The 21,952-nt window shown below is 53.3% G+C and carries 18 protein-coding genes; 3 read left to right on the top strand and 15 right to left on the bottom strand.

Annotation, left to right across the window (positions count from 1 at the left end):
* The first annotated feature begins 237 nt into the window (after positions 1-237).
* The 3 genes from BN3277_RS25505 (at position 238) to BN3277_RS09250 (ending at position 5,854) form a co-directional block, all read left to right on the top strand.
* Positions 238-1,500 (top strand): FAD-dependent oxidoreductase, encoded by a 1,263-nt coding sequence (locus BN3277_RS25505; RefSeq protein WP_392396627.1) that lies wholly within the window; start codon positions 238-240, stop codon positions 1,498-1,500.
* A gap of 70 nt (positions 1,501-1,570) precedes the next feature.
* Positions 1,571-2,509, top strand: coding sequence for a hypothetical protein (locus tag BN3277_RS25500; RefSeq protein ID WP_148501020.1), 939 nt, complete (start codon positions 1,571-1,573; stop codon positions 2,507-2,509).
* A 279-nt stretch (positions 2,510-2,788) separates the two neighbouring features.
* A complete protein-coding gene (locus BN3277_RS09250; protein ID WP_059041988.1) occupies positions 2,789-5,854 on the top strand; it encodes an endo-1,4-beta-xylanase in 3,066 nt (1,021 codons plus the stop codon).
* A 47-nt stretch (positions 5,855-5,901) separates the two neighbouring features.
* Here the strand turns inward: BN3277_RS09250 and BN3277_RS09245 are convergent, their stop codons facing one another.
* From BN3277_RS09245 to BN3277_RS09175, 15 genes are all read right to left on the bottom strand, one after another.
* Complete coding sequence (locus tag BN3277_RS09245; RefSeq protein WP_059041987.1) at positions 5,902-8,472, bottom strand: M28 family peptidase; 2,571 nt, start codon at positions 8,470-8,472, stop codon at positions 5,902-5,904.
* 148 nt (positions 8,473-8,620) lie between these two features.
* The gene (locus BN3277_RS09240) at positions 8,621-10,141 is read right to left on the bottom strand and encodes an ABC transporter substrate-binding protein (protein ID WP_059041986.1); all 1,521 of its coding nucleotides are present in this window, start codon (positions 10,139-10,141) and stop codon (positions 8,621-8,623) included.
* Positions 10,142-10,168: 27 nt separating this feature from the next.
* The gene (locus BN3277_RS09235; RefSeq protein WP_059041985.1) at positions 10,169-10,930 is read right to left on the bottom strand and encodes a response regulator transcription factor; all 762 of its coding nucleotides are present in this window, start codon (positions 10,928-10,930) and stop codon (positions 10,169-10,171) included.
* 7 nt (positions 10,931-10,937) lie between these two features.
* A complete protein-coding gene (locus BN3277_RS09230; RefSeq protein ID WP_059041984.1) occupies positions 10,938-12,665 on the bottom strand; it encodes a sensor histidine kinase in 1,728 nt (575 codons plus the stop codon).
* A gap of 132 nt (positions 12,666-12,797) precedes the next feature.
* The gene (locus BN3277_RS09225; RefSeq protein ID WP_059041983.1) at positions 12,798-14,303 is read right to left on the bottom strand and encodes an ABC transporter substrate-binding protein; all 1,506 of its coding nucleotides are present in this window, start codon (positions 14,301-14,303) and stop codon (positions 12,798-12,800) included.
* 67 nt (positions 14,304-14,370) lie between these two features.
* Positions 14,371-15,300, bottom strand: coding sequence for a carbohydrate ABC transporter permease (locus BN3277_RS09220; RefSeq protein WP_059041982.1), 930 nt, complete (start codon positions 15,298-15,300; stop codon positions 14,371-14,373).
* A 12-nt stretch (positions 15,301-15,312) separates the two neighbouring features.
* Positions 15,313-16,257, bottom strand: a complete 945-nt coding sequence (locus BN3277_RS09215) for an ABC transporter permease (RefSeq protein WP_059041981.1) — start codon at positions 16,255-16,257, stop codon at positions 15,313-15,315.
* A gap of 169 nt (positions 16,258-16,426) precedes the next feature.
* Complete coding sequence (ahpF, locus tag BN3277_RS09210; RefSeq protein ID WP_059041980.1) at positions 16,427-17,956, bottom strand: alkyl hydroperoxide reductase subunit F; 1,530 nt, start codon at positions 17,954-17,956, stop codon at positions 16,427-16,429.
* 12 nt (positions 17,957-17,968) lie between these two features.
* Positions 17,969-18,532, bottom strand: coding sequence for an alkyl hydroperoxide reductase subunit C (gene ahpC, locus BN3277_RS09205; protein ID WP_059041979.1), 564 nt, complete (start codon positions 18,530-18,532; stop codon positions 17,969-17,971).
* A gap of 198 nt (positions 18,533-18,730) precedes the next feature.
* Positions 18,731-18,955 carry a hypothetical protein gene (locus BN3277_RS09200; RefSeq protein WP_059042703.1) on the bottom strand — a complete coding sequence of 75 codons (225 nt, stop codon included), beginning with the start codon at positions 18,953-18,955 and terminating at the stop codon, positions 18,731-18,733.
* Between the two features lie 129 nt (positions 18,956-19,084).
* Positions 19,085-19,516 (bottom strand): HNH endonuclease, encoded by a 432-nt coding sequence (locus BN3277_RS09195; RefSeq protein WP_059041978.1) that lies wholly within the window; start codon positions 19,514-19,516, stop codon positions 19,085-19,087.
* 24 nt (positions 19,517-19,540) lie between these two features.
* Positions 19,541-20,644: an NAD(P)/FAD-dependent oxidoreductase gene (locus BN3277_RS09190; protein ID WP_059041977.1), complete on the bottom strand. Its 1,104-nt coding sequence runs from the start codon at positions 20,642-20,644 to the stop codon at positions 19,541-19,543.
* Positions 20,645-20,759: 115 nt separating this feature from the next.
* Entirely contained in the window at positions 20,760-21,197 is a 438-nt protein-coding gene (locus BN3277_RS09185; protein WP_082691393.1) for a Na+/H+ antiporter subunit G, read from the bottom strand.
* Positions 21,181-21,462 (bottom strand): Na(+)/H(+) antiporter subunit F1, encoded by a 282-nt coding sequence (locus tag BN3277_RS09180; protein WP_059041975.1) that lies wholly within the window; start codon positions 21,460-21,462, stop codon positions 21,181-21,183. The genes BN3277_RS09185 and BN3277_RS09180 overlap by 17 nt, the downstream gene beginning before the upstream one ends.
* The gene (locus tag BN3277_RS09175; RefSeq protein ID WP_059041974.1) at positions 21,459-21,938 is read right to left on the bottom strand and encodes a Na+/H+ antiporter subunit E; all 480 of its coding nucleotides are present in this window, start codon (positions 21,936-21,938) and stop codon (positions 21,459-21,461) included. The genes BN3277_RS09180 and BN3277_RS09175 overlap by 4 nt, the downstream gene beginning before the upstream one ends.
* Positions 21,939-21,952 lie beyond the last annotated feature (14 nt).

Below are 21,952 nucleotides of genomic sequence, written 5' to 3'. Positions count from 1 at the left end.
ATTGTATTCGATTTTTCATACAGATTCCCAGCTTCCGTCCCCCTGAGCGCTGATTATATATGAAATTTCATATACAATCCGCCAAAATCACCAAAAGAGACGAAATGTATTCGGTTTTTCGCATATATTACTCGCCACTCGCATTTATGGCTCGGCACTCACACTTAGGGCTCGTCGGATCATCATTTCGGCATCTCCTTCAACTAATTCAGTCAAACGAAAGGGGTTTACAAACCAATGAGAAACGAAACGGTACACAGCGACATTACGGTCGTCGGCGGAGGACTGGCCGGCGTTTGCGCCGCCGTGGCGGCGGCCAGGCTCGGGCGCAAGGTGGCGCTCGTGCAGAACCGCCCGGTGCTCGGCGGCAATTCCAGCAGCGAGGTGCGCGTCTGGGTCTGCGGAGCGACCGCGCACGGCACGAACCGGTACGCCCGCGAGACCGGGATCATGGGCGAAATGTTCGTGGAGAACCAGTACCGCAATCCCGACGGCAACCCCTATCTGTGGGATATGATCGTGCTGGAAACGGTACTGGCCGAGCCGAACCTCTCGTTATACCTGAACACCGACGTGCACGAAGTCGAGGCGGACGGCGAAGAGGAGGCGCGGCAGATCCGGTCCGTCACCGGCTGGATGATGGGCTCGGAGCGGCGTATCCGCTTCGAGAGCCCGATCTTCCTCGACTGCACCGGGGACGGGCTGGTCGGGTTCCTGGCCGGCGCCAAGTACCGGCTCGGCCGGGAGGCCCGGCACGAATTCGGTGAGGCCTGGGCGCCCGAGGTCGCCGACGACATCACGCTCGGCAGCACGCTGCTGTTCTACACGAAGGATGCCGGGCACCCGGTGAAATTCGTCCCGCCGTCCTTCGCCAAGGATATTACGCAGACCCCGATCCCGCTCAAGCGCGTGATCCGCAGCGGCGACTCGGGCTGCCACTACTGGTGGATCGAATGGGGCGGCGAGCTGGACACCGTGCATGACAACGAGCGCATCCGCGACGAGTTGTCGGCCGTCATCTACGGAATTTGGGATTACATCAAAAATTCCGGACAGTTCGATGCCGACCACATGACCCTGGAATGGGTCGGCTCGATCCCCGGCAAGCGGGAATACCGCCGTTTTCTCGGCGACTACACGCTGACCCAGAACGACATTCTGGCGCAGGAGCCGTTCGAGGACCGGGTCGCGTTCGGCGGCTGGTCGATCGACCTGCATCCGCCGCAAGGGATGTACGCCACGGAGAGCGGCTCAAAGCATCTGCACGCGGACGGGAACTACCATATCCCGTTCCGCTCGCTCTACTCCGCGAACGTGTCCAATCTGCTGTTTGCGGGCCGCAACATCAGCGCGACGCATGTCGCGTTCGGCACGACGCGGGTCATGGCGACCTGCCAACTACCAGCTGTCCGAGAAGCCTGCCAACGCGCAAGGTTATTTGTACGCGCAATTGGTGCAGATCTTCAAGGCGCATGCGGACCCCATTGCCCTGGCTCCTAAACCCATCTAGAAGTGGATAAGAGACAGGGATGCCTCCGTGCTAGGCGTCGCCAACGAGGACGCCACGGACTTGGCCCGGAGCGCGAAGCTGAGCGCCTCCTCCTTCCTGTCCCGGCTGGCGGTGGAATCGGCCGATGAGGCGTATCCGCTGGAACGCGACGTCGCCCTGCTGCTTCCGGCCGATCCCGGCCTCGCCGGCACGATCGAATGGCGGGTGGACTCGGCGCAAGACACGGAGCTCACCGTCGAGGTGTGGAGCACCGGAAGACCGGAAAACTACGTGCCTGCCGCCCTGGAATACCAAGCGACCGTAGCCGTGGCCAAGGGCGACGGACAGTGGGTGCCCGTCCGGCTCGACTGGACGCCGGAAGAGCCGCAGAACGCTTTTGTCATCATCCGCAGCAACCCCTCGGTCCGACTCTACTTGTCGCATACGCCGCTGACGGGACTGCTTGCCTTCGAACGGGGCGCGGCAGCCGGCGTCTCGAAGGATCTGGAGGACCATGACGACAGCCAGCCCGTCGTGGAATGGAGCATGAAGCGCCTGGTGCGCAAAACGTTTTGCTTCCGCGCAGACTTCACCACCGACGCCTATCGCCCTGAGCAGATTCTGGACGGTTATAAGCGGCCTTACGGCGGGCCGCATCTCTGGCTGTCGGAGCCGATGGCGCGGGATGCCCAACCTTGGGTCGAGCTCGCCTGGGAGAACGAGCAAGCCGTCCGTGAAATTCATTTGATATTTAACGACGACGTCAACGAGGACCTGATCAACCTGCACCACCACCGCACGCCGTTCGAGGTGATCCCTGAGCTGGTCAAGAGCTATCGGCTCGAGGCCCAGGATCCCGCCGGGAACTGGACCACCCTCATCACGGAAACCAACAATCGTTGGCGCAAGCGAGTGCACCGCCTGGAAACCGCCGTCCTGGTCAAAGCCATCCGGCTTATCGTCGAAGAAACGAACGGGGCGCGGCATGCCGAGGTGATCGAGATTCGGGTTTATGGATAATCATGATACTAAAAGACACCCTTTCGGGTGTCTTTTTCGTTTTACGATTTGGGTTCGATCGTTTCCTCGTTTGGCGGTCCAGTTCCCTCACCGCTGGAACAATCATGCACATGGCCGCCACCCCAACCAATTTATATAAAAAAAGCACGGTATTCCCTTTAATTTCGAGAAAGCCAGGCTTCCCGGCGGGGTGGTATTATTTGAGGCAGGAAAGGAGGAGCCTTCCAACAAAATGAAAGCGCTTAACCATCACATTCATTGACAAAGGGGAGTGATCGAATGAATCAAACGATGAAACGTGCCCTCATGCTGCTGATCGCCGCCGTCTTGCTGTTGCCTGCTGGATGGCCGATCTCGGTAACCAAGGCCGATACCTCGGCTTCGGACGGCACGGTCACGGTGTATCATGAGGACTTCGCGACCGGAGTAGGCAAGGCGATCCAATCGGGAGGTGCAACCCTGACCCAAGTCACCGGCAAGACGTTTGCCGGCAACGAGGACGGAGGCGCCCTCTATGTCAGCAACCGGGTGAACAACTGGGATGCAGCCGATTTCCGGTTTAGCGACATCGGCCTGACTAACGGCAAAACCTATACGGTCAACGTGACCGTATACGTGGACGCCGCCGTTAGCGTGCCTGCCGGCGCCAAAGCCGCCCTCCAAACCGTAGACAGCTACGGCAATTATGCCGAGGCGGATTATCTCGCCGGCCAAGCCGTGACGTTAACGAAGGAGTTTACCGTGGATACGGGCGCGGACAAGGCGCTGCGCATCAACTCCAACGCTGAAGGCGCTGCAATCTCTTACTACATCGGAGACATTCGCATCACGGAACAAGCAGGCTCCGGCGGCGGCGAGCAACCGCCAAGAGACCCGGCATTGCCTTTCTCCACGATCACCTTTGAAGATCAAACCGCCGGCGGGTTCACGGGACGAGCCGGTACGGAAACGCTGACCGTGACGAACGAGGCGAACCATACGCCGGGCGGTTCCTATGCGCTGAAGGTGGAAGGCCGCACCAACACCTGGCACGGACCCACGCTGCGCGTGGAGAAATACGTGGACCAAGGCGCCGAATACAAGATTTCGGCCTGGGTGAAGCTCATCGATCCCGCCAGCTCGCAACTCCAGCTGTCCACCCAAATCGGCGAAGGCAGCAGCGCGAATTACGTCGCCCTTTCTCCCAAGACCCTCAGCACCGGGGACAACTGGGTCCAGTTTGAAGGAACCTACCGTTACAACAGCGTAGGCGGCGAATTCCTAACGATCTACGTCGAAAGTTCGAATAACGCGACCGCTTCTTTTTACATTGACGACGTGAGCTTCGAAAGCACCGGATCCGGCCCGATTGCCATCCAAAAGGACCTGATCCCGGTTAAAACGGCTTACCAAAACGACTTCTTGATCGGTAACGCCATCTCGGCAGAAGATTTGGAAGGCGTGCGCCTGGAGCTGCTTGGCATGCACCATAACGTCGCCACGGCCGGCAACGCCATGAAACCCGACGGCCTGCAGCCGACGAAAGGCAACTTTACGTTTACCGCGGCGGATGCCATGGTCGATAAAGTCCGGGCGGAAGGCATGCAAATGCATGGCCACGTATTGGTATGGCATCAGCAATCGCCGGCCTGGATGAATACCGCTACCGATGCGCAAGGGAACGTGGTGCCTTTAAGCCGGGAGGAAGCCTTGGCGAACTTGCGCACCCATATTCAAACCGTCATGGAACATTTCGGCGACCGGGTGATTTCTTGGGACGTCGTGAACGAAGCGATGAACGATAACCCCGGGAATCCGGCGGATTGGCAAGCCTCCTTGCGGCAAGCCCCGTGGAAGACCGCGATCGGCGCCGACTATGTCGAGCAGGCGTTCCTCGCCGCCCGGGAAGTGCTCGACCGGCATCCGGAATGGAATATCAAGCTGTATTACAACGATTACAACGAAGATAACCAGAACAAGGCCCAAGCCATCTACAACATGGTCAAAGCGCTGAACGACAAATATGCGCTGACCCATCCTGGCAAACGGCTGATCGATGGCGTCGGCATGCAGGCGCACTATAACGTCAACACGAATCCGGAGAACGTTCGACTGTCCCTGGAGAAATTCATTTCCTTGGGCGTGGAGGTCAGCATCACCGAGTTGGACATCCAAGCCGGCAGCAACTACCAGCTGTCCGAGAAGCTGGCCAACGCGCAAGGTTATTTGTACGCGCAATTGATGCAGATCTTCAAGGCGCATGCGGACCACATTGCCCGCGTCACCTTCTGGGGATTGGATGATGGCACCAGCTGGCGCTCCTCGTCCAACCCGTTGCTGTTCGACAAGAACCTTCAGGCCAAACCGGCTTACTACGGCGTGATCGATCCGGCCAAATTCATCGCAGAGCATCAACCGGATGTATCGGAAGCCAACCAGTCTACCGCGTTCTATGGTACGCCTACCGTAGATGGAACGGCGGATGCGGTTTGGAGCAAGGCAACGGCGATGCCGATCCAGCGTTACCAAACGGCTTGGCAAGGCGCAACCGGTACGGCTAAGGCCCTCTGGGACGATCACAACCTGTACGTCCTGATCCAAGTCAGCGACGCGCAGCTGGATAAGAACAGTCCAAACCCTTGGGAGCAGGATTCGGTCGAGGTGTTCGTGGACGAAAACAATGCCAAGACCTCGTTCTACCAAGACGACGATGGACAATACCGCGTCAACTATGCGAATGAGGCCAGCTTTAATCCAGAGAAGCTCGCCACTGGTTTCGTATCGGCCACCAAGGTCGACGGCACGAATTATACGGTCGAAATGAAGATTCCGCTTAAAACGGTCAGCCCGGCGAACAACGTGAAAATCGGCTTCGACGCGCAGATCAACGATGCCAAGGACGGCGCGCGCCAAAGCGTGGCCGCTTGGAACGACACGACCGGCAACGGGTATCAGGACACCTCCGTTTACGGCGTACTGACGCTGGCGGGCAAGGGACCTGCCGATACAACGCCGCCCGTCTTGAAGATTACCGCCAGCCCCGCCGTTCTCTCGACGCCGAATCACAAGCTGGTTCCGATCCGGATCAACTGGAAGGCGACCGATGCGGGTTCCGGCCTCGCGTCGATCAAGTTGGTATCCATCACCAGCAATGAGAGCGATAACGGCCTCGGCGACGGGGATAAACCGAACGACATCCAAGGCGCCGATATTGGAACCGCCGATCAGGAATTCCAGCTTCGGGCGGAGCGTTCGGGCAAAGGGAACGGAAGAATCTACACCATTACCTACGAAGCTACCGACAAGGCCGGCAACAAGACGACCGCCAACACTACGGTCCAAGTCCCGAAGGGAAAGAAGAAATAGGAACGAACAAGCACTGACCCACAAGGTCAGTGCTTGTTTTTCGCCCACTATTTTAAGATCTTCCACAATTCATTCATGTCGATGGACATAAAATTATTGCTGCTGTTATCAAATAGGTTCATGGTTAGATTCTCAACGGATCGCAGTTTGCTTACGGGCACCTTGACCTGAAGCTTATTCGTTCCTGGCTTTACTTTATCCCTCACGCTGATTTGATTGCCGTTTGGCGGATCAAACAACAAGAAGGAAAACTCTCTTTGACTTGTATAAGCAATGGAGAAGATCGCATCCGTCCCTTTCTGGGCAACCGTAACCGAGGAAATTTTCAAGCCTTGGCTCGTGATATTTCCTTGGGCGATATTCCCCGCGATAGCCTGAAACTGACCGTTCGAGGCGGTTCCTCCCGAAGGATCCCCTGCCGCGCTTCTTGAGGGAGGAGAATAAACGCCCTTCTTATAGGGAAGGGGGGTTACCTCTTTCCCCTGAAACCAATCATACCATCCTGTAATAAAATCATCGAAATCGACGCCCAAGGTTTCCTTCACGATGGTTTTCAGCGGTTGATTATCCTCCGTATACATGCGGTAAGCAAACTCCCGCCCTTTCTCCGGATCATACTTACTGTAAATGTAGAAGATCAGGCTGGCGGATTGATTATACGTCGTATCCAGCTCCTTGCCCGGTTCCAGGTCTGTGACATACCGATCCCAGCTGATGCTGGACAGCGGCTTTTGGAGGAGGCCCGCTAGCGAAGAACGGAGTGCCCGATACCCCATTTCTTGAGATTCATAGTTATTGGCATGCCCTTGAATTTCCTGCACCTCGGTTTTGTACCCGTTCCCGTATCCCAATTCCTTTAATTTATAGGTCACGAGATTGTGATTAAGCTCATGATAGATCGTCCCCAGCGAGTTGACCAGATCCTCCGGAACATTAGGGACATAAACCACGCTTATGCTATGGTTATCCGGACTTTGCAGCCCGCCCGACGTTTTATTCTGAGGTTCCGGCGTTCGATGGGCCGTCGCCCAGTTGTCTTCATAACTATTCGTATAGTATACCTTGATGCGTTCATGATCCTGCGGGAAATAGTTCCACCAGGAAATTTGTTCGTAGACCTTGTCGATTGTCTTGGCGAGGCCCTCGGGATTCTTCCAACGGTCCGCTTCATAATAGACATCAAAGTATTCGGTTGAGAAGAAGCTCATGTTATGGTTTACTTCCGGTACGTATACCATGCCTCGTTCATCCGGGGTCACGCTTGAGGGCGACACATAAAGGGCATAACCCGGATCCTTCATCAACTGGTCGACAAGGCCTTGAATGGTCTTGATATGCTTCTGCAAGGCCGAAAGGTTGATGGCCTGAATCGTATCTTTCAAGGTATCGATGGATTCGGAGCCTCGGATGAAGGCATTGGGAATCCCCTTGGATTCAAAAACCCCGTTGGTGAAATTGTATAGCTCTTTGACGCCATGGTCCGTATAGGCCACGTCCTGGCTTGTTTTCATGGATTCGGCTATCGGGCTGCCATCCGTTGCGGTTCCGTACAGTTTCGGAAATTGCTCGCTGCCGCCTAGATCAAATAGATTGTAGACTCCGATGATTTTGGCCTTCGAGAGTGAAGAATACTGTTTCAAGAAGGAAGTAACCCCGTCGCGATTTGTGGTTTCGCTGCCGAACAGGGCAAATAGGACGTTGGTTTCCGGTTGATGTTCTTGATAGTATCGGGCCAGTGACAATACCGCTGCTACGCCGCTCCCGTTCATGCTTGCCGCTTGGAAGGCCGCCGTATTCGGGATGTACCCCAAACCATCCAGCGTCGCGGACACGATCACCGTACGATGCGGGTCTTTCCCGGGTACGAAGCCAACCACGTTTTGCGCCTCCACGGAGCTTTTCCGGTCGATCTTGACATGAATCTCGATACGCTTGGCCAACGAATCCCCTACCTTCAAATTCGCGGTATCCAGCAACTTCTCGCGGATATATACCGAGACTATACCGGTCTCCGCGCCATTTAATGGCCGCTCATAGGAGTAAATCGGGTAAAACCGGGTTGGCAGCAGAAGCACCGCTTTGGCTCCTTTGTTTTTCATCAGGATCATTCGGTCCGCTACGCCCATGGCCTTATCCGGCTTAGTATTGGCATCCATCAGAACAATTTGATTCTTAAGGTTAAGCGATGCAATGTCCTCGGGGTACCCCATGCCGGCATAGAGAATCGATTCGCCCTTGATCGTTCCGGAACCGCTGCTTCCGTGAGGCTTAAAGTCTTGCAGGATCGTCAGAGGCTTCCCGTCTAACGACATGCTGGGCTGATCTATGTACGTGGCCAGATTGGTCTGGTAACTTAAGAGATGGTCCACCCCCAAAGGAGCCACTCCCCACTTCTTGAACAAACCTTTGACATAAGTGGCGGCTTGCTTATACTGAGGCGTTCCGGGTACTCTCCCTTTATACTTCGCATCCGAAAGCTCCTTGAGAATGGAGTAAACCTCCGAGCCGCTTCCCGTTGGAACGTTATCACCATACGCATCATGAGGAAGAATCGGACTCAAGGCTAAGATGAGGATTAGGAAAACGTGAAATCGAAAATACCGAAAAATCTGCTTCAAAATGGCTCCCTCCGCTAGTTCGATAATTTTGCTGATTTAGAGTTATTCTCCGTTCCCGAGACATCTCCTTCTGCAATAAACCCAAAACGGCGGTGCCCGGGAGTTCTCCCTGCACCGCCGTTTCCATTTCCACCTTAGAACCGCGGACTCACCGCTTACTCGAAGCCCGCCAAGCATCCAACTGCTTCTGCACCTCGGCCCGCACCTCGTCCAAGCCGGCCTGCTTCAGCTCCGCGTTAAACTTCGGCAACTCCGTGTCGACGTCCACGCTGCCTGTCATGAGGCTCGGATAGTATTTTTGCCAGACCATCTTGATGTTCTGCAGCTGGATCGGCATCATCGATAGATCCGGCGTAAACCCAAATGTGCTGGATTTCACGGCCCGGGCGTTGGAGGCGCGAAATTCCTCCCACTTGTTCAACGGCTCCGGATCCTCGCCGCCCCTCGTCTTTAAGATAAACCAGTTCCCTTGGGTATACGTCACGCCTGTATAACCCGGCAAGGCACCCGGAATCGGGTTCCCGTCGGCATCCTTTCGAGGGATCAGCACGATTTGATCGTTCTTGTCCAAGGTGTAATGTACGCCCTCGATCCCATAGTTAAACAAGTTCCGCACCTCAGGGTCGGTATTTAGCAGATTCAGAAACTTGATGCATTCGACCGGATACTTCGTATCCGCACTCACTGCCATGACGCCTCCCCGTACGTCTTCGGTCGTGACCACCTCGGTCGTTACGGGCTGTGCTACCACGGGGTAGCCGCGATCCTTGCTCCAGCTATGTTCGGATAGCGGGCCGCCGCTGGATGCCTTCCAGAACACCTTCTTCCCTCGTTCCAACTGCTGACTCTCCCGCAAAGCCGCATCTTCGTTGATGTAGCCTGCCTGATAATAACGCCGAAGCGTATCCAGCACCCGCCGGGCTTCCAGCGTCTCAAAAATATCCACGACCCGGGAGTTCGCGTCCAGCGACTTCAGCATTAACGGAAGCTCCTTGTCAATCACGTACTCATATCCGTACAAGGCGAAGAAATTGTGAGAGTCCTTATCCAGCTCCATCGGCAAGTAATCGGGTTCCTTCTGCTGGATCATCCGAAACAGGGGTTCCAACGACTCCAAGGTCTTATACTGGGTGGTATCGATGTTGTACTTGTTCACCAGCTCTTCCGGATACATCCACTGCTGGCGCACCGCTAATTCCTTATTGGTCGGCACACCGTAAATCCCCCCATCGTCCATGCGCACCCCTTCCCAAAAAATAGGGTCGATCACATCGTACATATCCTTGCCCGTACTGGACAGATAGTCATCCAGCCGCAGCCAGGCCCCACGCTTCACATACGTGGTAAATTCCGGGGCATAGGCGATATCAAAGGGAGTCCCGGCCGAGACCATCGTGTTCAGGCGATTTTCGTATTCCTGCCATCCGATCTTGACATAGGTGAGGGTGATGCCGATTTTCTTGGCCAGCACCTCGTTGATTTGGTCATTCACCATCTCCAGATCCGGATCCGGCTCGCCAATCGTATAGTAGACCAGATTCACCATGTCCCCGCGGGGCACCGTATCCCGATGATCCGAAGACAGAGAACAGCCGGCGGCAAGCAGGAAGAACAAGCTGACCCCCACCACGCAAAGGGTCAAGCGACTGAACCAAGAGGGATGCTGCATAACATCCTCCTTTCCGCTACGAGGAACTTAACCTTTTTTTCGCAGATCCGAGGGGGACAGGCCATAATAGCCTTGAAAATGCGTGTAAAAATAATTCAGGTTCGGGTACCCCACGTCATGCGCGATGCTGGCGATCTTCTCGTTCGTGGCCAGAATCCGTTCCTTCGCGCATCGCATTCGGTAAGCCATCAGATATTCCGAGAACTTCATGCGGGTCTCCTTGAGAAACAGCTGCCCCAGATAGGTGCTGTTCATGCGAAAACACTCGGCCACCGACTTCAGCGTGATGTTCTGGGCATATTCCGCCTTCACCATCAGCAGGATGCGGTTGGTCAACTTGGACAGCTCCTCGTAAGGAATCCCCAAGATCGGGTCCGTGCTCAGGTCGTTCCGGTGAATCCCGTCTAACGTTCCGTTCAGATCCTCCACGATGATCTTCTCGATCACCTTCTGCAGCTTGGAACGATCAACGGGTTTAAGCAGATAGTCCTTCACGCCGCAGCGAATCGCCGCTTGGGCATATTCGAACTCGCTGTACCCGCTCATAATGATGTATTTAGTGGGAAGACGCAGCTCATTGAGCTGATGAATTATCTCATAGCCAAGGTCGGTGCCGATACAGACATCAAAGATGGCGATGTCCGGCAGGAGTTCCACGGACTTGGCAATCGCGTCTTGTCTCGTTTCGCTGGTCTCGATTTGGTGGAATCCGTATTCGGACCAATCCAAGGTTCGCTTCATGCCCTCCAGTATCTGCGGTTCGTCATCCACGATCAGAAGTTTATACATCCAGAAGTCACCCCTTTGAGATCATCACGGTAATCTTAACGCCGGCTTCCTCGTTATTCTCAATGTCCATCGCAAAGACTTCCCCATAGAAAAAATGCAGCCGCGTATACACATTCCGTAACCCGATACCCGGTACCGGCGTATCCTCTTTACAATAAAGGTTCCGCCTTACTTCCTCCAACCGCGCTTCCGGGATCCATTTGCCGTTATCCACGAATTCCAGAACATAACGTTCGTCCTCCTCCCAGCCATTTACGACAAGCAGATTAAACTCGCTGCTCGGATTAAAACCATGTACGAAGAAATTCTCCGCGAGCGGCTGCATCCAGAACTTAACCGTTAAGATGGACAAGAGCGTCTCATCCACATTGATTTGGTAGTAGAACCTACCGGGATACTTCAGCTCCATGATGCTGAGGAATTTCTGCAGCAGCTCCAGCTCTTCGCCGATGGAGATCAGATTATCCTTATGAACGATATCGCGATAGAGAGAACCTAAGGTCGCAATGGCGTCCGCGGTGTCCACATCCCGGTGTTGCAAAGCGGTAGAACGGATCGACTCCAAGGTATTATAGAGAAAATGCGGATTGATCTGATGCTGAAGCGCTTTCATTTCGGTTTCCTGCTGCTTTAGTTTCAACAAGTACTCGGTGCGGATGTGTTTATCAAGCTCATGCACCATATCGTCCAATTCGCGGGCAATCATGCCGTATTCGTTGCGCCGATACCGGGCCGGGGAACTCGACGTAAAATCCGCCGTTTTCACGCGTTTGATCGAATGGATGATTTGTTTTAAGAACCTCGCATCATCCCGCATATTGTAAACGATGAGCATCAGCACGCTGATCATGGCCAACAGAACGATTGCTACGACCGTGATCAGAATCCCCGCCTTTTGCCGGATCAGGTGCGACAAATCCACGAGAATCACAAACCGGTAATCGAACTTCGTGGAGGAAAAGGTCATGAAAAATACGTTCCTGGTTCCTCCCAACGAGGAATACCCGCTGTTGCGTTTCTCCTCCGTGGCGCGAAGGATCATCTCCTTCGTTCCGTGATCCATGCCGGAGATCATATACACATCTCCCGAAGCACTTACGGCGGCGGCGATATCCAGTTTATAACCTTGCACCTTTCGGAAGAGCGGCTCGCTGCCGATCAGGTAGCGAAATTCTCCGATCTGACGGGAGATCTGATTAGGATCGGACAATTTCTTGCGGTACACGAATCCCTTCTCAAGCTTCTCGCGAAAGATCTCATCTTTGTTCGACACGTTAAATCGAAAGCTGGCGTTGCCGTTCTCATCAAACCGCACCATATTGCTGTCGGTCTCGGTGTGCAAGCTGACTTGGGTTAGATCCCCCTTCATCGAGCTGTATAAGAAAGCCCTCATATCTTCCGGAAAAGAAACCAGCGGTTCGTTGTACATGCTATATTCTAACCTGTTCGTCAGATAACCCTCCGCGGTATTGCCCAGAAAATAACGCACATCTTTCATCAGACGATCATTGGAGTAGATTCGCTGCATGTACGCTTCAATTCGATCGGTATCATACTGCAGTTCATTCTCGATCCGGCCGAAGGCGCTGACCGCCTCGCTCCGGGCACCTTCGATCCACTGATACATGAGGACCGCACAGGTCATGATGCCCAGCGCCAGACCGATCGTCACGACAAACACCATGTAGGCAATGAATTTGCTGCGATAGATTTTAATCTGCCAAAAGGAACCCATTCTCGCGCCTCCTTCGTCCTTGATCCTACGGCGCTGATTCCATTGCCATCCTTCACTATCATTATAGCATCATATAGAAAGCCCGGACGGTAGATAATTCTTCCGTCCGGGCCGTCGCATCAAGCTTAACTCTTATTGAAAGTAGGCATCGATCTGCTCTTGAGCGGCCTTCATGATGGTATCCATTCCCGCCTTCTTCAGCTCTTCGATGATTTTGGGAACCATTTTCTCCGAATCGGATGCACCTGTAAGCAATTCATAACGGTATTTATCCCATGTGGCTTTGACGTTTGCTACTTCGGTCGTCAGGTTGGTCGTGTCCAACGAGAAGCCCAGCAGGGACGAAGCCGTTGCTACTTCATTCAACTTCTGAACCTGTGCCCATTGATCTTCAGGAGCACCTTTAGTGGTGGCCATGTTAAAGAAGGTTCCTTGCGTATACCCTGCCAGCGGCCAAGTATCGGAAGTCCGTTCAATGACTTTTTCGCCGTCCACCTTCACGTAATCAACGCCCTCTTCACCAAAGGCCAGCATGTTGCGAAGCTTCGGATCCGTATTAACCAGCTCCAGGTATTTCAGAGCTTCCTTCTTATATTTCGAGTTTGCCGAGATTCCGTTGAGGGAACCTTGGATCGTAGCAGTGGTGTAGAGCGGACCGTAAATCTGCGTCATGTCGTACTTCTCTACGCCTTCGTTGATTTGCCAAGTGATATCTGCTCCAGGGAAGCCTTGGGCACTGAAGAACGCGCGGCCTTTGTCCGCTTCCGGTTTGGTTGGAGCATCCGGATTGATAATGCCGTCCTTATACCATCGATGCAAAATCTTCAGTTCGTCCATCACATCTTGCTGTTCCAGAACGGAAACCACTTTACGGGAAGCGTCATCCACCTTCACGCCAACCGGAGGGAATCCCAACGCCAGATCGTCGTACCGGTTAAAGAATCCGTTAAATCCGTCGCCTTGCGTCATCGGCAATGGATAGAAGCTCTTGCCTTCTCCAGCTTTCATGTCGTGGAACGGTTTATCCAGATCCTTCAAGGTCTTGATGTTGCTCAAGTCAATGCCGTATTTCTCAACATACTTATGGTCGAATACCCAATATTGGGTCAACGAGGAATCCTTATAGGTTGGCACGGAGTAAAGCTTGCCGCCAATCTTCGTCCCATCCCATACCTTCTCCGGAATGAACTTGTACAGTTCCGGCGTCTCGCTTTGCACCAGATCGGTGATGTCCGCCAGCGCCCCGATCGCCACCTGTTGATTGTATTTAGAAACGTTGGTGAACAGGATATCGAAAGGTTCTCCTGTATTTACGATCGTGTTGATTTTCGTATCCCAATCGCCCCAGCTCGCGACCTTGATGTCGATCTTTACGCCGATTTTCTCGGCGGTATATTCATTCATCGCTTCAATAGCTTTCTCGAAGTTATCCGGGATTTGCCCGCCGATCGTCCACCAGACCAGAGTTGGGATTTCTCCCGAGTTCGTTGATGTGGAGGTGTCTGTAGACGTGTTGTTCGAAGCGTCTGAAGCATTGTTCGCCGACGGAGAATTGGATTTCGAACCGCAGGCAGCTAGAACGGACATGAGAAGCATCATAATACATAAGGTAGAGATGAGCTTCAAAGACCTTTTCATAAAATATTTCCTCCCTTTTGTGTTCTAAATTTATACATAAACCGAGACAAGCTCAGTTTACTTCGGATTATCCTTTGACCGCGCCTACCGTCAAACCGGAGATGAAGTACCGCTGGAAGAACGGGTAGGCAAATGCGACCGGAAGCACGATCACGATGGCAACCGCCATGCGGGCAGACTCTTTAGGCATTGTAGCAACCAGCTCAGCGTAGCTAATCCCTAAGCTAGAGGCATTTCTGGCCAGCGCATCCACATTGCTCATCAAGTTGTTCAGGAGCGCCTGCAAGGAGAACAGATCCTGATTATTGATGTACAACATCGATTGGAACCAGTCATTCCAGTACCCAAAGCACAGGAACAACCCAATCGTTGCGATCACTGGCAAGGAGATCGGCAGGATGATCGAGAAGAAGATCCGCAGTTGGCCGGCTCCATCGATTTCGGCGGATTCGATTAACCCGTCCGGAATCGTGCTTTTGAAGAAGGTTTTGCAGATAATGACGTTAAACGAGGAGACCGCCAGGGGCAGAATCAGCGACCAAACCGTGTCCTTTAACCCCAGCAGATTCGCGTTGATATAATAGCTGGAGACCAAGCCCCCGTTGAACACCATCGGGATAAAGACAACCCAGGTCAGGAAGCCCTTCAGCTTGTAATTCGGCCGGGAAAGCACGTACCCCATTGAGGTGGTGAGCAGAATCCCCAACACGGTTCCGACGATCGTGACGAAGACGGAGATCCCCAAGGCTTGCAAAATCATCGTCCCCTGCTTCGCGATATATCCGTAGGCATCTCCCGAGAATGCGGTTGGGAACAGGTGATAGCCGTTTTCCCGGATCGAATCCTCACTCGACAGCGAGATGGACAGGACCACCAGCATCGGTACGACACAAATCACTGCAAGGAAGAAGAAGAGGAGATGAAGGAGCACATTCACTCCTTTGCTTGGACGATTAAAGCGATCCAGACCGCTCTCGTAAACCGTTCTTGTTGCCATAAACGCACCCCCTTAAATCATCGCGCTATCTGGATCAATTTTGCGGACGGTCCAGTTCGCCGCCAGAATCATCAAGCAGCCGAGCACCGATTGGACAAAAGCTGCGGCCGAAGCCATGCCGACGGTTGCCGTCTTGAGCTGCTTATAAACCAAGACATCAATGGTTGTGGCCACATTAAACAGGGAGTTGGAATCCCGCGGCACCTGGAAGAATAACCCGAAGTCCGTGTAGAAGATCCGCCCCACCGCCAGGATAAACATCATGACGATGACCAGCTTCATCAGCGGCAACGTAATAAAACGAGTTTGCTGCCAAAGTGTAGCACCATCGATGACGGCTGCTTCATAGTAGGTTTTATCAATGCCGGCGATCGTCGCCAGATAGACGACCATCCCGTACCCAAGCCCCTTCCACACATTCATGAAGATCAAGAAGTAAGGCCAATATTTCGGTTCCATGTACCAGTTCACCGGATCGTTTCCGGCTCCCACCAGCATTTGATTCAGAATCCCTTTGTCAAAGCTGAGGAACGCCCAACCAACGGCTGAAACAACAACCCATGAGAGAAAATAAGGCAAGAACATCATCGTTTGATAAGCTTTCCCTGCCCGGCGGTTGTGAAGCATCCCGATCAGGATGGCCAACGCCACGGGAATGACAATCCCTAGGACGATAAAGATCAGGTTGTAGCCCAGGGTGTTTCGGATGATGATCCAGGCATCGTTGGATTTGAACAGGAATTCAAAGTTTTTGAGGCCTGCCCATGGACTGTTGAATACGTTGCTCAGGAAACCCCCGGTTATTTTAAAGTTCTTAAAGGCGATAATGATCCCGAACATTGGCAGGAAACTGAACAGGATGTACCACAGGGTCGTTGGCAGGGCCAGTAACGTCAGCTCCGTATCTTGCTTGCGCCAACGCGTATGCAAGCGCTTTCTAGTTTCCTTCGAGCTCATGCTCTGTCACCTCTTTCCTTTAGCGTGTGCGCCTCTTGTATCTTCATTTTATCGGGAAGATAGCGCTTTCATCCAGACCATAAACTTGAGACTATAGTCAACAAACTTTAGGTTTAGACGACAAAAAAGGCCCGCTCGAGGAGCAGGCCTTAAGAAGTAACGCGTGATGTTATTGATTGCGAATCAGGTAATCGAAGGCGCCTAAAGCTGCGGTTGCGCCCGATCCCATGGAGATAATGATTTGTTTATAGGCCGAGTTCGTGCAGTCGCCGGCGGCAAATACGCCCGGCAGGGTGCTTGCCCCACGGTTGTCGACGATGATCTCGCCCATCCGGGTGCGTTCCAGCGTGCCTTCCAGCCATTCCGTATTGGGAACCAGGCCGATTTGAACGAAGATGCCTTCCAGCTCGAGATGCTTCTCTTCGCCGCTCTCCCGATCGATGTAGGTCACACCGTTCACCTTGCTGTCCCCCGTGACTTCCTTCACTTGCGCGTTCTTGATCACGGTAGTGTTCGGCAAGCTGTTCAGGCGATCCTGCAAGACGGAGTCGGCTTTCAGCTCAGGCATAAATTCAAGCACGGTCACATGGGATGCGACGCCCGCCAGATCGATGGCCGCCTCAACGCCGGAGTTGCCTCCGCCAACGACAGCGACGCGTTTCCCAGCGAACAACGGACCATCACAATGCGGACAATACGCCACGCCTTTGTTCTTGAATTCCGCTTCGCCCGGTACATTCATGTTGCGCCAGCGTGCCCCGGTGGATACGATTACGGTCTTGCTCTTCAGCACGGCCCCGTTCTCCAATTCCACTTCGATCAGGTCCTTCTTCTGAAGGCCTTTCGCCCGCTGCGACATCATGATGTCGATGTTGTATTCCTTCGCGTGCTCTTCCAGATTGGCCGCAAGCTTAGGCCCTTCCGTGTACTTCACGCCGATCAAGTTCTCGATGCCCAGGGTGTCGTTTACTTGCCCGCCGAAGCGCTCCGCTACGATCCCTGTGCGGATGCCTTTGCGCGCTGCATAGATCGCCGCGCTGGCGCCGGCAGGTCCGCCCCCTACGACCAACACGTCGTAAGGCTCTTTGCCTTCGAAGGCCGTCGCATCCGAGGCGCCGAGCTTGCCCAGGATATCCTCAACGGACATCCGACCGTTGCCGAACAGCTCGCCGTTCAGGAATACAGTCGGCACCGCCATGATCTCTTTGCTTTCGACTTCGTCTTTAAAAGCCGCGCCGTCGATCATCGTATGGGAAATGCCAGGGTTAAGCACGCTCATCAGGTTCAATGCCTGCACGACGTCCGGGCAGTTGTGGCAAGACAAGCTCACATAGGTTTCAAAGCGGTATTCGCCTTTGATTCCTTTGATCTGATCTATGATAGGTTGTTCAACTTTCGGTGGTCTTCCGCTGACTTGCAACAAAGCCAGTACCAGGGAAGTAAACTCATGGCCCAGTGGAACACCGGCAAAGGTGATGCCGGTGTCTTCCCCAACGCGATTTACGCTGAAGCTTGGGGTTCTGGGTAAAGTCGTTTGCTTGACGGTAATTTTATCCGACATGCTGGACAACTCGTTGACGAGGTCCACCATTTCGTTCGAAACCTCATCGGTTCCGGCACTGACTTTCAGCAGAACATTCCCTTCCAGAAGCTGAATATATTGCTCTAATTGCTGTTTGATGTCTGCATCCAGTTTCATAATTCTCTCTCCTTAGATCTTGCCAACCAAATCAAGGCTTGGTTTCAAAGTAGCGGCGCCTTCTTTCCATTTCGCCGGGCATACTTCACCTGGATGGTTGTGTACGTATTGAGCCGCTTTGATCTTGTCGATCAGCGTGCTTGCATCGCGGCCAATGCCGCCAGCCGTAATTTCGATCGCTTGGATCACACCGTTCGGGTCGATGATGAAGGTACCGCGGTCTGCCACGCCTTCTTCTTCGATCAGGACGTCGAAGTTACGGGAGATCGTGTGGGATGGGTCGCCGATCATAATGTAAGTAACCTTGCCGATCGCTTCAGAGCTGTCGTGCCAAGCTTTGTGCACGAAGTGGGAGTCCGTAGATACGGAATACACCTCCACGCCCAGCTCTTTCAAAGTAGCATATTGATCTTGCAAGTCTTCCAGCTCCGTAGGGCATACGAATGTGAAGTCGGCTGGATAGAAGCATACGACGCTCCATTTTCCTTTGAAATCCGCATCGGATACTTCGATGAAATTTCCGTTGTGATACGCTTGAGCTTTAAAAGGCAGGACTTCTTTTCCAATCAATGACATGATTTGAACTCTCCTTTGTTTTTGGTTTCAGCAGTTATTTATATTAATTATTATATGCGAACCATTCTCAACGTCAATCTACTTCACCAAGTCTTCATAATTTAGTCACCCTCAATAATATACCCGCGCTCGCTGAATATAACCGTTCCGGTCGAATTTTCACAAATCAGTCATCGGAAGCTTATTTGCCGTCTCATGCTAGTCTTCGTCATCCGGAGGCAAGCTCTCAATGGCCGTAAAAAATACGTCCAGCATCTCCACCCCAAAGTTCGCTCTTATGTAATCGGAGATTCTTACTAACTCCTCCGCACGATCAAACTCCAAGCAAGGACGCCCTTCGCTCCATAACACCCGGCAAGAAAACAGCTCTTGCACACGCTCAATAACGATATCTTGCTCGACGGGACCCCGATTTAACGCCATGTCCATCCCTCTCTCCCTTCGAAGATTCAACAGGCATTACTGCCATGCTCTAATTATCTTAAATTTTAATATCTTTCTTCTGTGAGATTCTTCACACGGCCATCGCAAAAAACCTGGCATCCGCCAGGCTTATCTAGGTTTTCTTCTCCATTGAGAGGTTAGATAGGGACCCATCATCGCTCTCAGGATCCGGTAACGCAGCTTTAGGGGGTGAGGGACGCCCGCCTTCTTTTCCTGGAGATAGCTAAACGCTGAACGGTTCCCGCGCCTCGAATTGCACTCGCTGCACGAAGCAATCAGGTTATGGGGCAGATCCGAGCCGCCTTTGCTCGAGGGCACGAGATGATCCACCGTCGTTGCGGGTTCGCCGCACCATAAGCAAATATAACGATCCCGCTTCAAGGCGATCTTCCGATAATCCCGGAACAAGAACGGGTTATAGAGCAATTGAATCGTCTGCTCATCCACCCAGACCGCCCGGTCCCGGTTCACTTCCCGCCTGGCGCGGTCCAGCGTGCACGGGGTTAACTCCCGGCCATCCAGATTCAGTACGGTAATCACAACCGATCCCCTCCTCGCGTTGGATCAGGAGGTCACTCCTTGTTTGATTTTCACATAAGGACGCATCAAATAACTAGCTACTTTCAAGGGGTTAATTCGTTTGGCAAAAAACAGCTTGTTCCCCAAGGTTCCACTTAACGCGCGGACCATCCAATCCAAATCCGCATTGTCCAACTGCTCCATTACCCGGCGAAGGACCAGGGAATGCTCATAGCTTTGACGAAACGCCCCCGTCAACTCCTCATAATTGCCGAGTCCGCAGAGATCGTAAGCAGCGTACACCCCGGTGAGCAGCGCATGATATTGGCCGAATCCGAGAAACGGCATCAAGCTGCCGAAGCAATTTCCTACATAGAAGGTGTTACCGACCCGCCCCCTGTCGCAAATCCCCACCGGGTAATGCGTGATCTGAAATTCGTCGGTCACGCGCAGCGCCTGGTTCAGCTCGCTTTGTACCCGCTGAAAATAGGGTTCCCACAGCTTCTCTAGCTCCACGCCCCGGTTCGCGGGGATATCGGGGATGCCGATGACCACGTTGGCTTCTTTCTCCGAGAAGGGAAGGAGGTATCCGTAACCGTAAGGAGCATAGTCATAATCCAACCAAACCTTCACGGCATAGCGATCGAATTGACCTTCCACGGTCACTCCTTTTAAGGAGACGCTGATGTCTTTCCGGAAGTTGCGGGTTTGTTTGGCGTAATCCCCGTCCCCCGTCGCCATCACCACATGCGTGTAATCCGCCAGCAGCTGCTCGTACGTTGCTTCCGAATGAAATCGGATAGGCGATTTCACTTGCCGACTGAGCTGGGCTTCGAACGAGTTCGCTTCCCTCCCGCGAATGTTGGTGAAGCCTAACGGTCCCTCCAGTATAGCTTTCGCCTGACTGGACGTGATCGTCATCTGCTGGATGCTCGCAGTTGGTTGAAGATACAGGCCATATTGCTCCGACAGCGATGCGATGCAATCTTGGACGGGGTGGACAAAGATGGAGAGCAGCGCCTCCGCGTTCACAAACCGATCTCCAACCTGGCTCCGCTTCTCAAAAATCACCGGCTCGATGCCGTTTCGCTCCAACGTAATCGCGCAGGCCAACCCCGATAAACCCGCCCCCATAATCGCTACTTTCATCTCAGTCACCCAACTTGTCAATGTAGTAGCTATAGGGTTTCTCAATCAGATACGCGCATACATGAGAAGGCATGGGACTTAATCCCACACGATCAAAAAGCACCCTTGCGGGTGCTTAACTCATGTGATTCACTTGAAGAGGCTCCTGCGTGGGGGTCTCCATCTCATTCCCCTGTGCTTCGACCTGATCCTCCCCTTCAAAGTCCTCGGCCGGCTTGTAGTACTCCCGGAGCTCATCCTCGACGGTTCCTTCCGCCAGCGGGACACAGTGACGATACGCGGCCCGGCAAATGACGTGAGCTGCCACCGGAGCCGTGAGAAACACGAAGAAGATGCCCAAAATCAGTCGAATACTGAAGTATCCCTCGGCGATCAGAAAATACAGCAAAGTTCCCACCAACGCGCATAATACGCCAAGGGTCGAGCTTTTTGAGGCCGCATGAGACCGGGTGTATACATCGGGCAACCGGATATTGCCGATCGCGCTGATCAAGCTAAAGACCGCCCCCAGGAGAATCAGGATCGCGCCAACCATTTCACCGCTTCCGCTCAATGACCGCACCCCTTTCCATAAACCGGGCAAAAGCTACCGTCCCGATGAACGATAAAATGCCGATCAGCAAAATCAAATCGAAGAAGGCATGCGTATGCAGCAGCACGGAATAAACCGCAATGCTTGCGATTAAATTAATGCCCACGGAATCCAGCGCCTGAACCCGGTCCGCACTGGATGGCCCTTTGATGACGCGGTATAAGTTGAACAAGATCGCCGCTAACAGCAGAACTAAGGCGATGATCAGGATCGTATGAAAGATCATTTTCGGGTCACATCCTTTATCGCTTTTTCGAATACGGATTTTGATTTGAGGACCGATTCTTTGGATTCCGGCATATTCAGCCCATGAATGTACAAGGTCTTTGCGTCAGGGGTGATATCCATCACGACCGAACCCGGCGTCAAGCAGATCAGCAACGAGAGGAGCGTAATCTCCAGATCCCCCTCCAAATCTGTCTCCACCTTGAAGATGCCCGGCTTCACGTCGACCTTCGGCCGGAGCACATGCTTCATGACCATCATCGATGAAGTAATGAGTTCATGAATGAAGATAACAAACAGCTTGCCAACCGCCGCCAGCGTAAAGACATAGAATGGCTTCTTGAAGAACCGGCGTATGCAGAGTAAAATGAACAACCCCACGATATACCCGCTGATAAAGTTTAAGACGCTCATGTCATCCTTCAGGAACATCCACAGGTAAGCGATAACGATATTAAGCAGCACTTGAACGGGCATGGTGATCTCCCCCC

This window comes from Paenibacillus rubinfantis, assembly GCF_001486505.1.
In the GTDB taxonomy this organism is placed as follows: Bacteria; Bacillota; Bacilli; order Paenibacillales; family Paenibacillaceae; genus Fontibacillus; species Fontibacillus rubinfantis.
The sequence above is the reverse complement of the archived record's forward strand: the minus strand, read 5'-3'. Positions and strand labels throughout refer to the sequence as shown.

Coding starts and splice junctions, on each gene's coding strand:
- BN3277_RS25505 (WP_392396627.1), top strand. CDS start 238: ATGAGAAACGAAACGGTACACAGCGACATTACGGTCGTCGGCGGAGGA.
- BN3277_RS09250 (WP_059041988.1), top strand. CDS start 2,789: ATGAATCAAACGATGAAACGTGCCCTCATGCTGCTGATCGCCGCCGTC.
- BN3277_RS09240 (WP_059041986.1), bottom strand. CDS start 10,141: ATGCAGCATCCCTCTTGGTTCAGTCGCTTGACCCTTTGCGTGGTGGGG.
- BN3277_RS09235 (WP_059041985.1), bottom strand. CDS start 10,930: ATGTATAAACTTCTGATCGTGGATGACGAACCGCAGATACTGGAGGGC.
- BN3277_RS09230 (WP_059041984.1), bottom strand. CDS start 12,665: ATGGGTTCCTTTTGGCAGATTAAAATCTATCGCAGCAAATTCATTGCC.
- BN3277_RS09225 (WP_059041983.1), bottom strand. CDS start 14,303: ATGAAAAGGTCTTTGAAGCTCATCTCTACCTTATGTATTATGATGCTT.
- BN3277_RS09220 (WP_059041982.1), bottom strand. CDS start 15,300: ATGGCAACAAGAACGGTTTACGAGAGCGGTCTGGATCGCTTTAATCGT.
- BN3277_RS09215 (WP_059041981.1), bottom strand. CDS start 16,257: ATGAGCTCGAAGGAAACTAGAAAGCGCTTGCATACGCGTTGGCGCAAG.
- ahpF (WP_059041980.1), bottom strand. CDS start 17,956: ATGAAACTGGATGCAGACATCAAACAGCAATTAGAGCAATATATTCAG.
- ahpC (WP_059041979.1), bottom strand. CDS start 18,532: ATGTCATTGATTGGAAAAGAAGTCCTGCCTTTTAAAGCTCAAGCGTAT.
- BN3277_RS09200 (WP_059042703.1), bottom strand. CDS start 18,955: ATGGCGTTAAATCGGGGTCCCGTCGAGCAAGATATCGTTATTGAGCGT.
- BN3277_RS09190 (WP_059041977.1), bottom strand. CDS start 20,644: ATGAAAGTAGCGATTATGGGGGCGGGTTTATCGGGGTTGGCCTGCGCG.
- BN3277_RS09180 (WP_059041975.1), bottom strand. CDS start 21,462: ATGATCTTTCATACGATCCTGATCATCGCCTTAGTTCTGCTGTTAGCG.
- BN3277_RS09175 (WP_059041974.1), bottom strand. CDS start 21,938: ATGCCCGTTCAAGTGCTGCTTAATATCGTTATCGCTTACCTGTGGATG.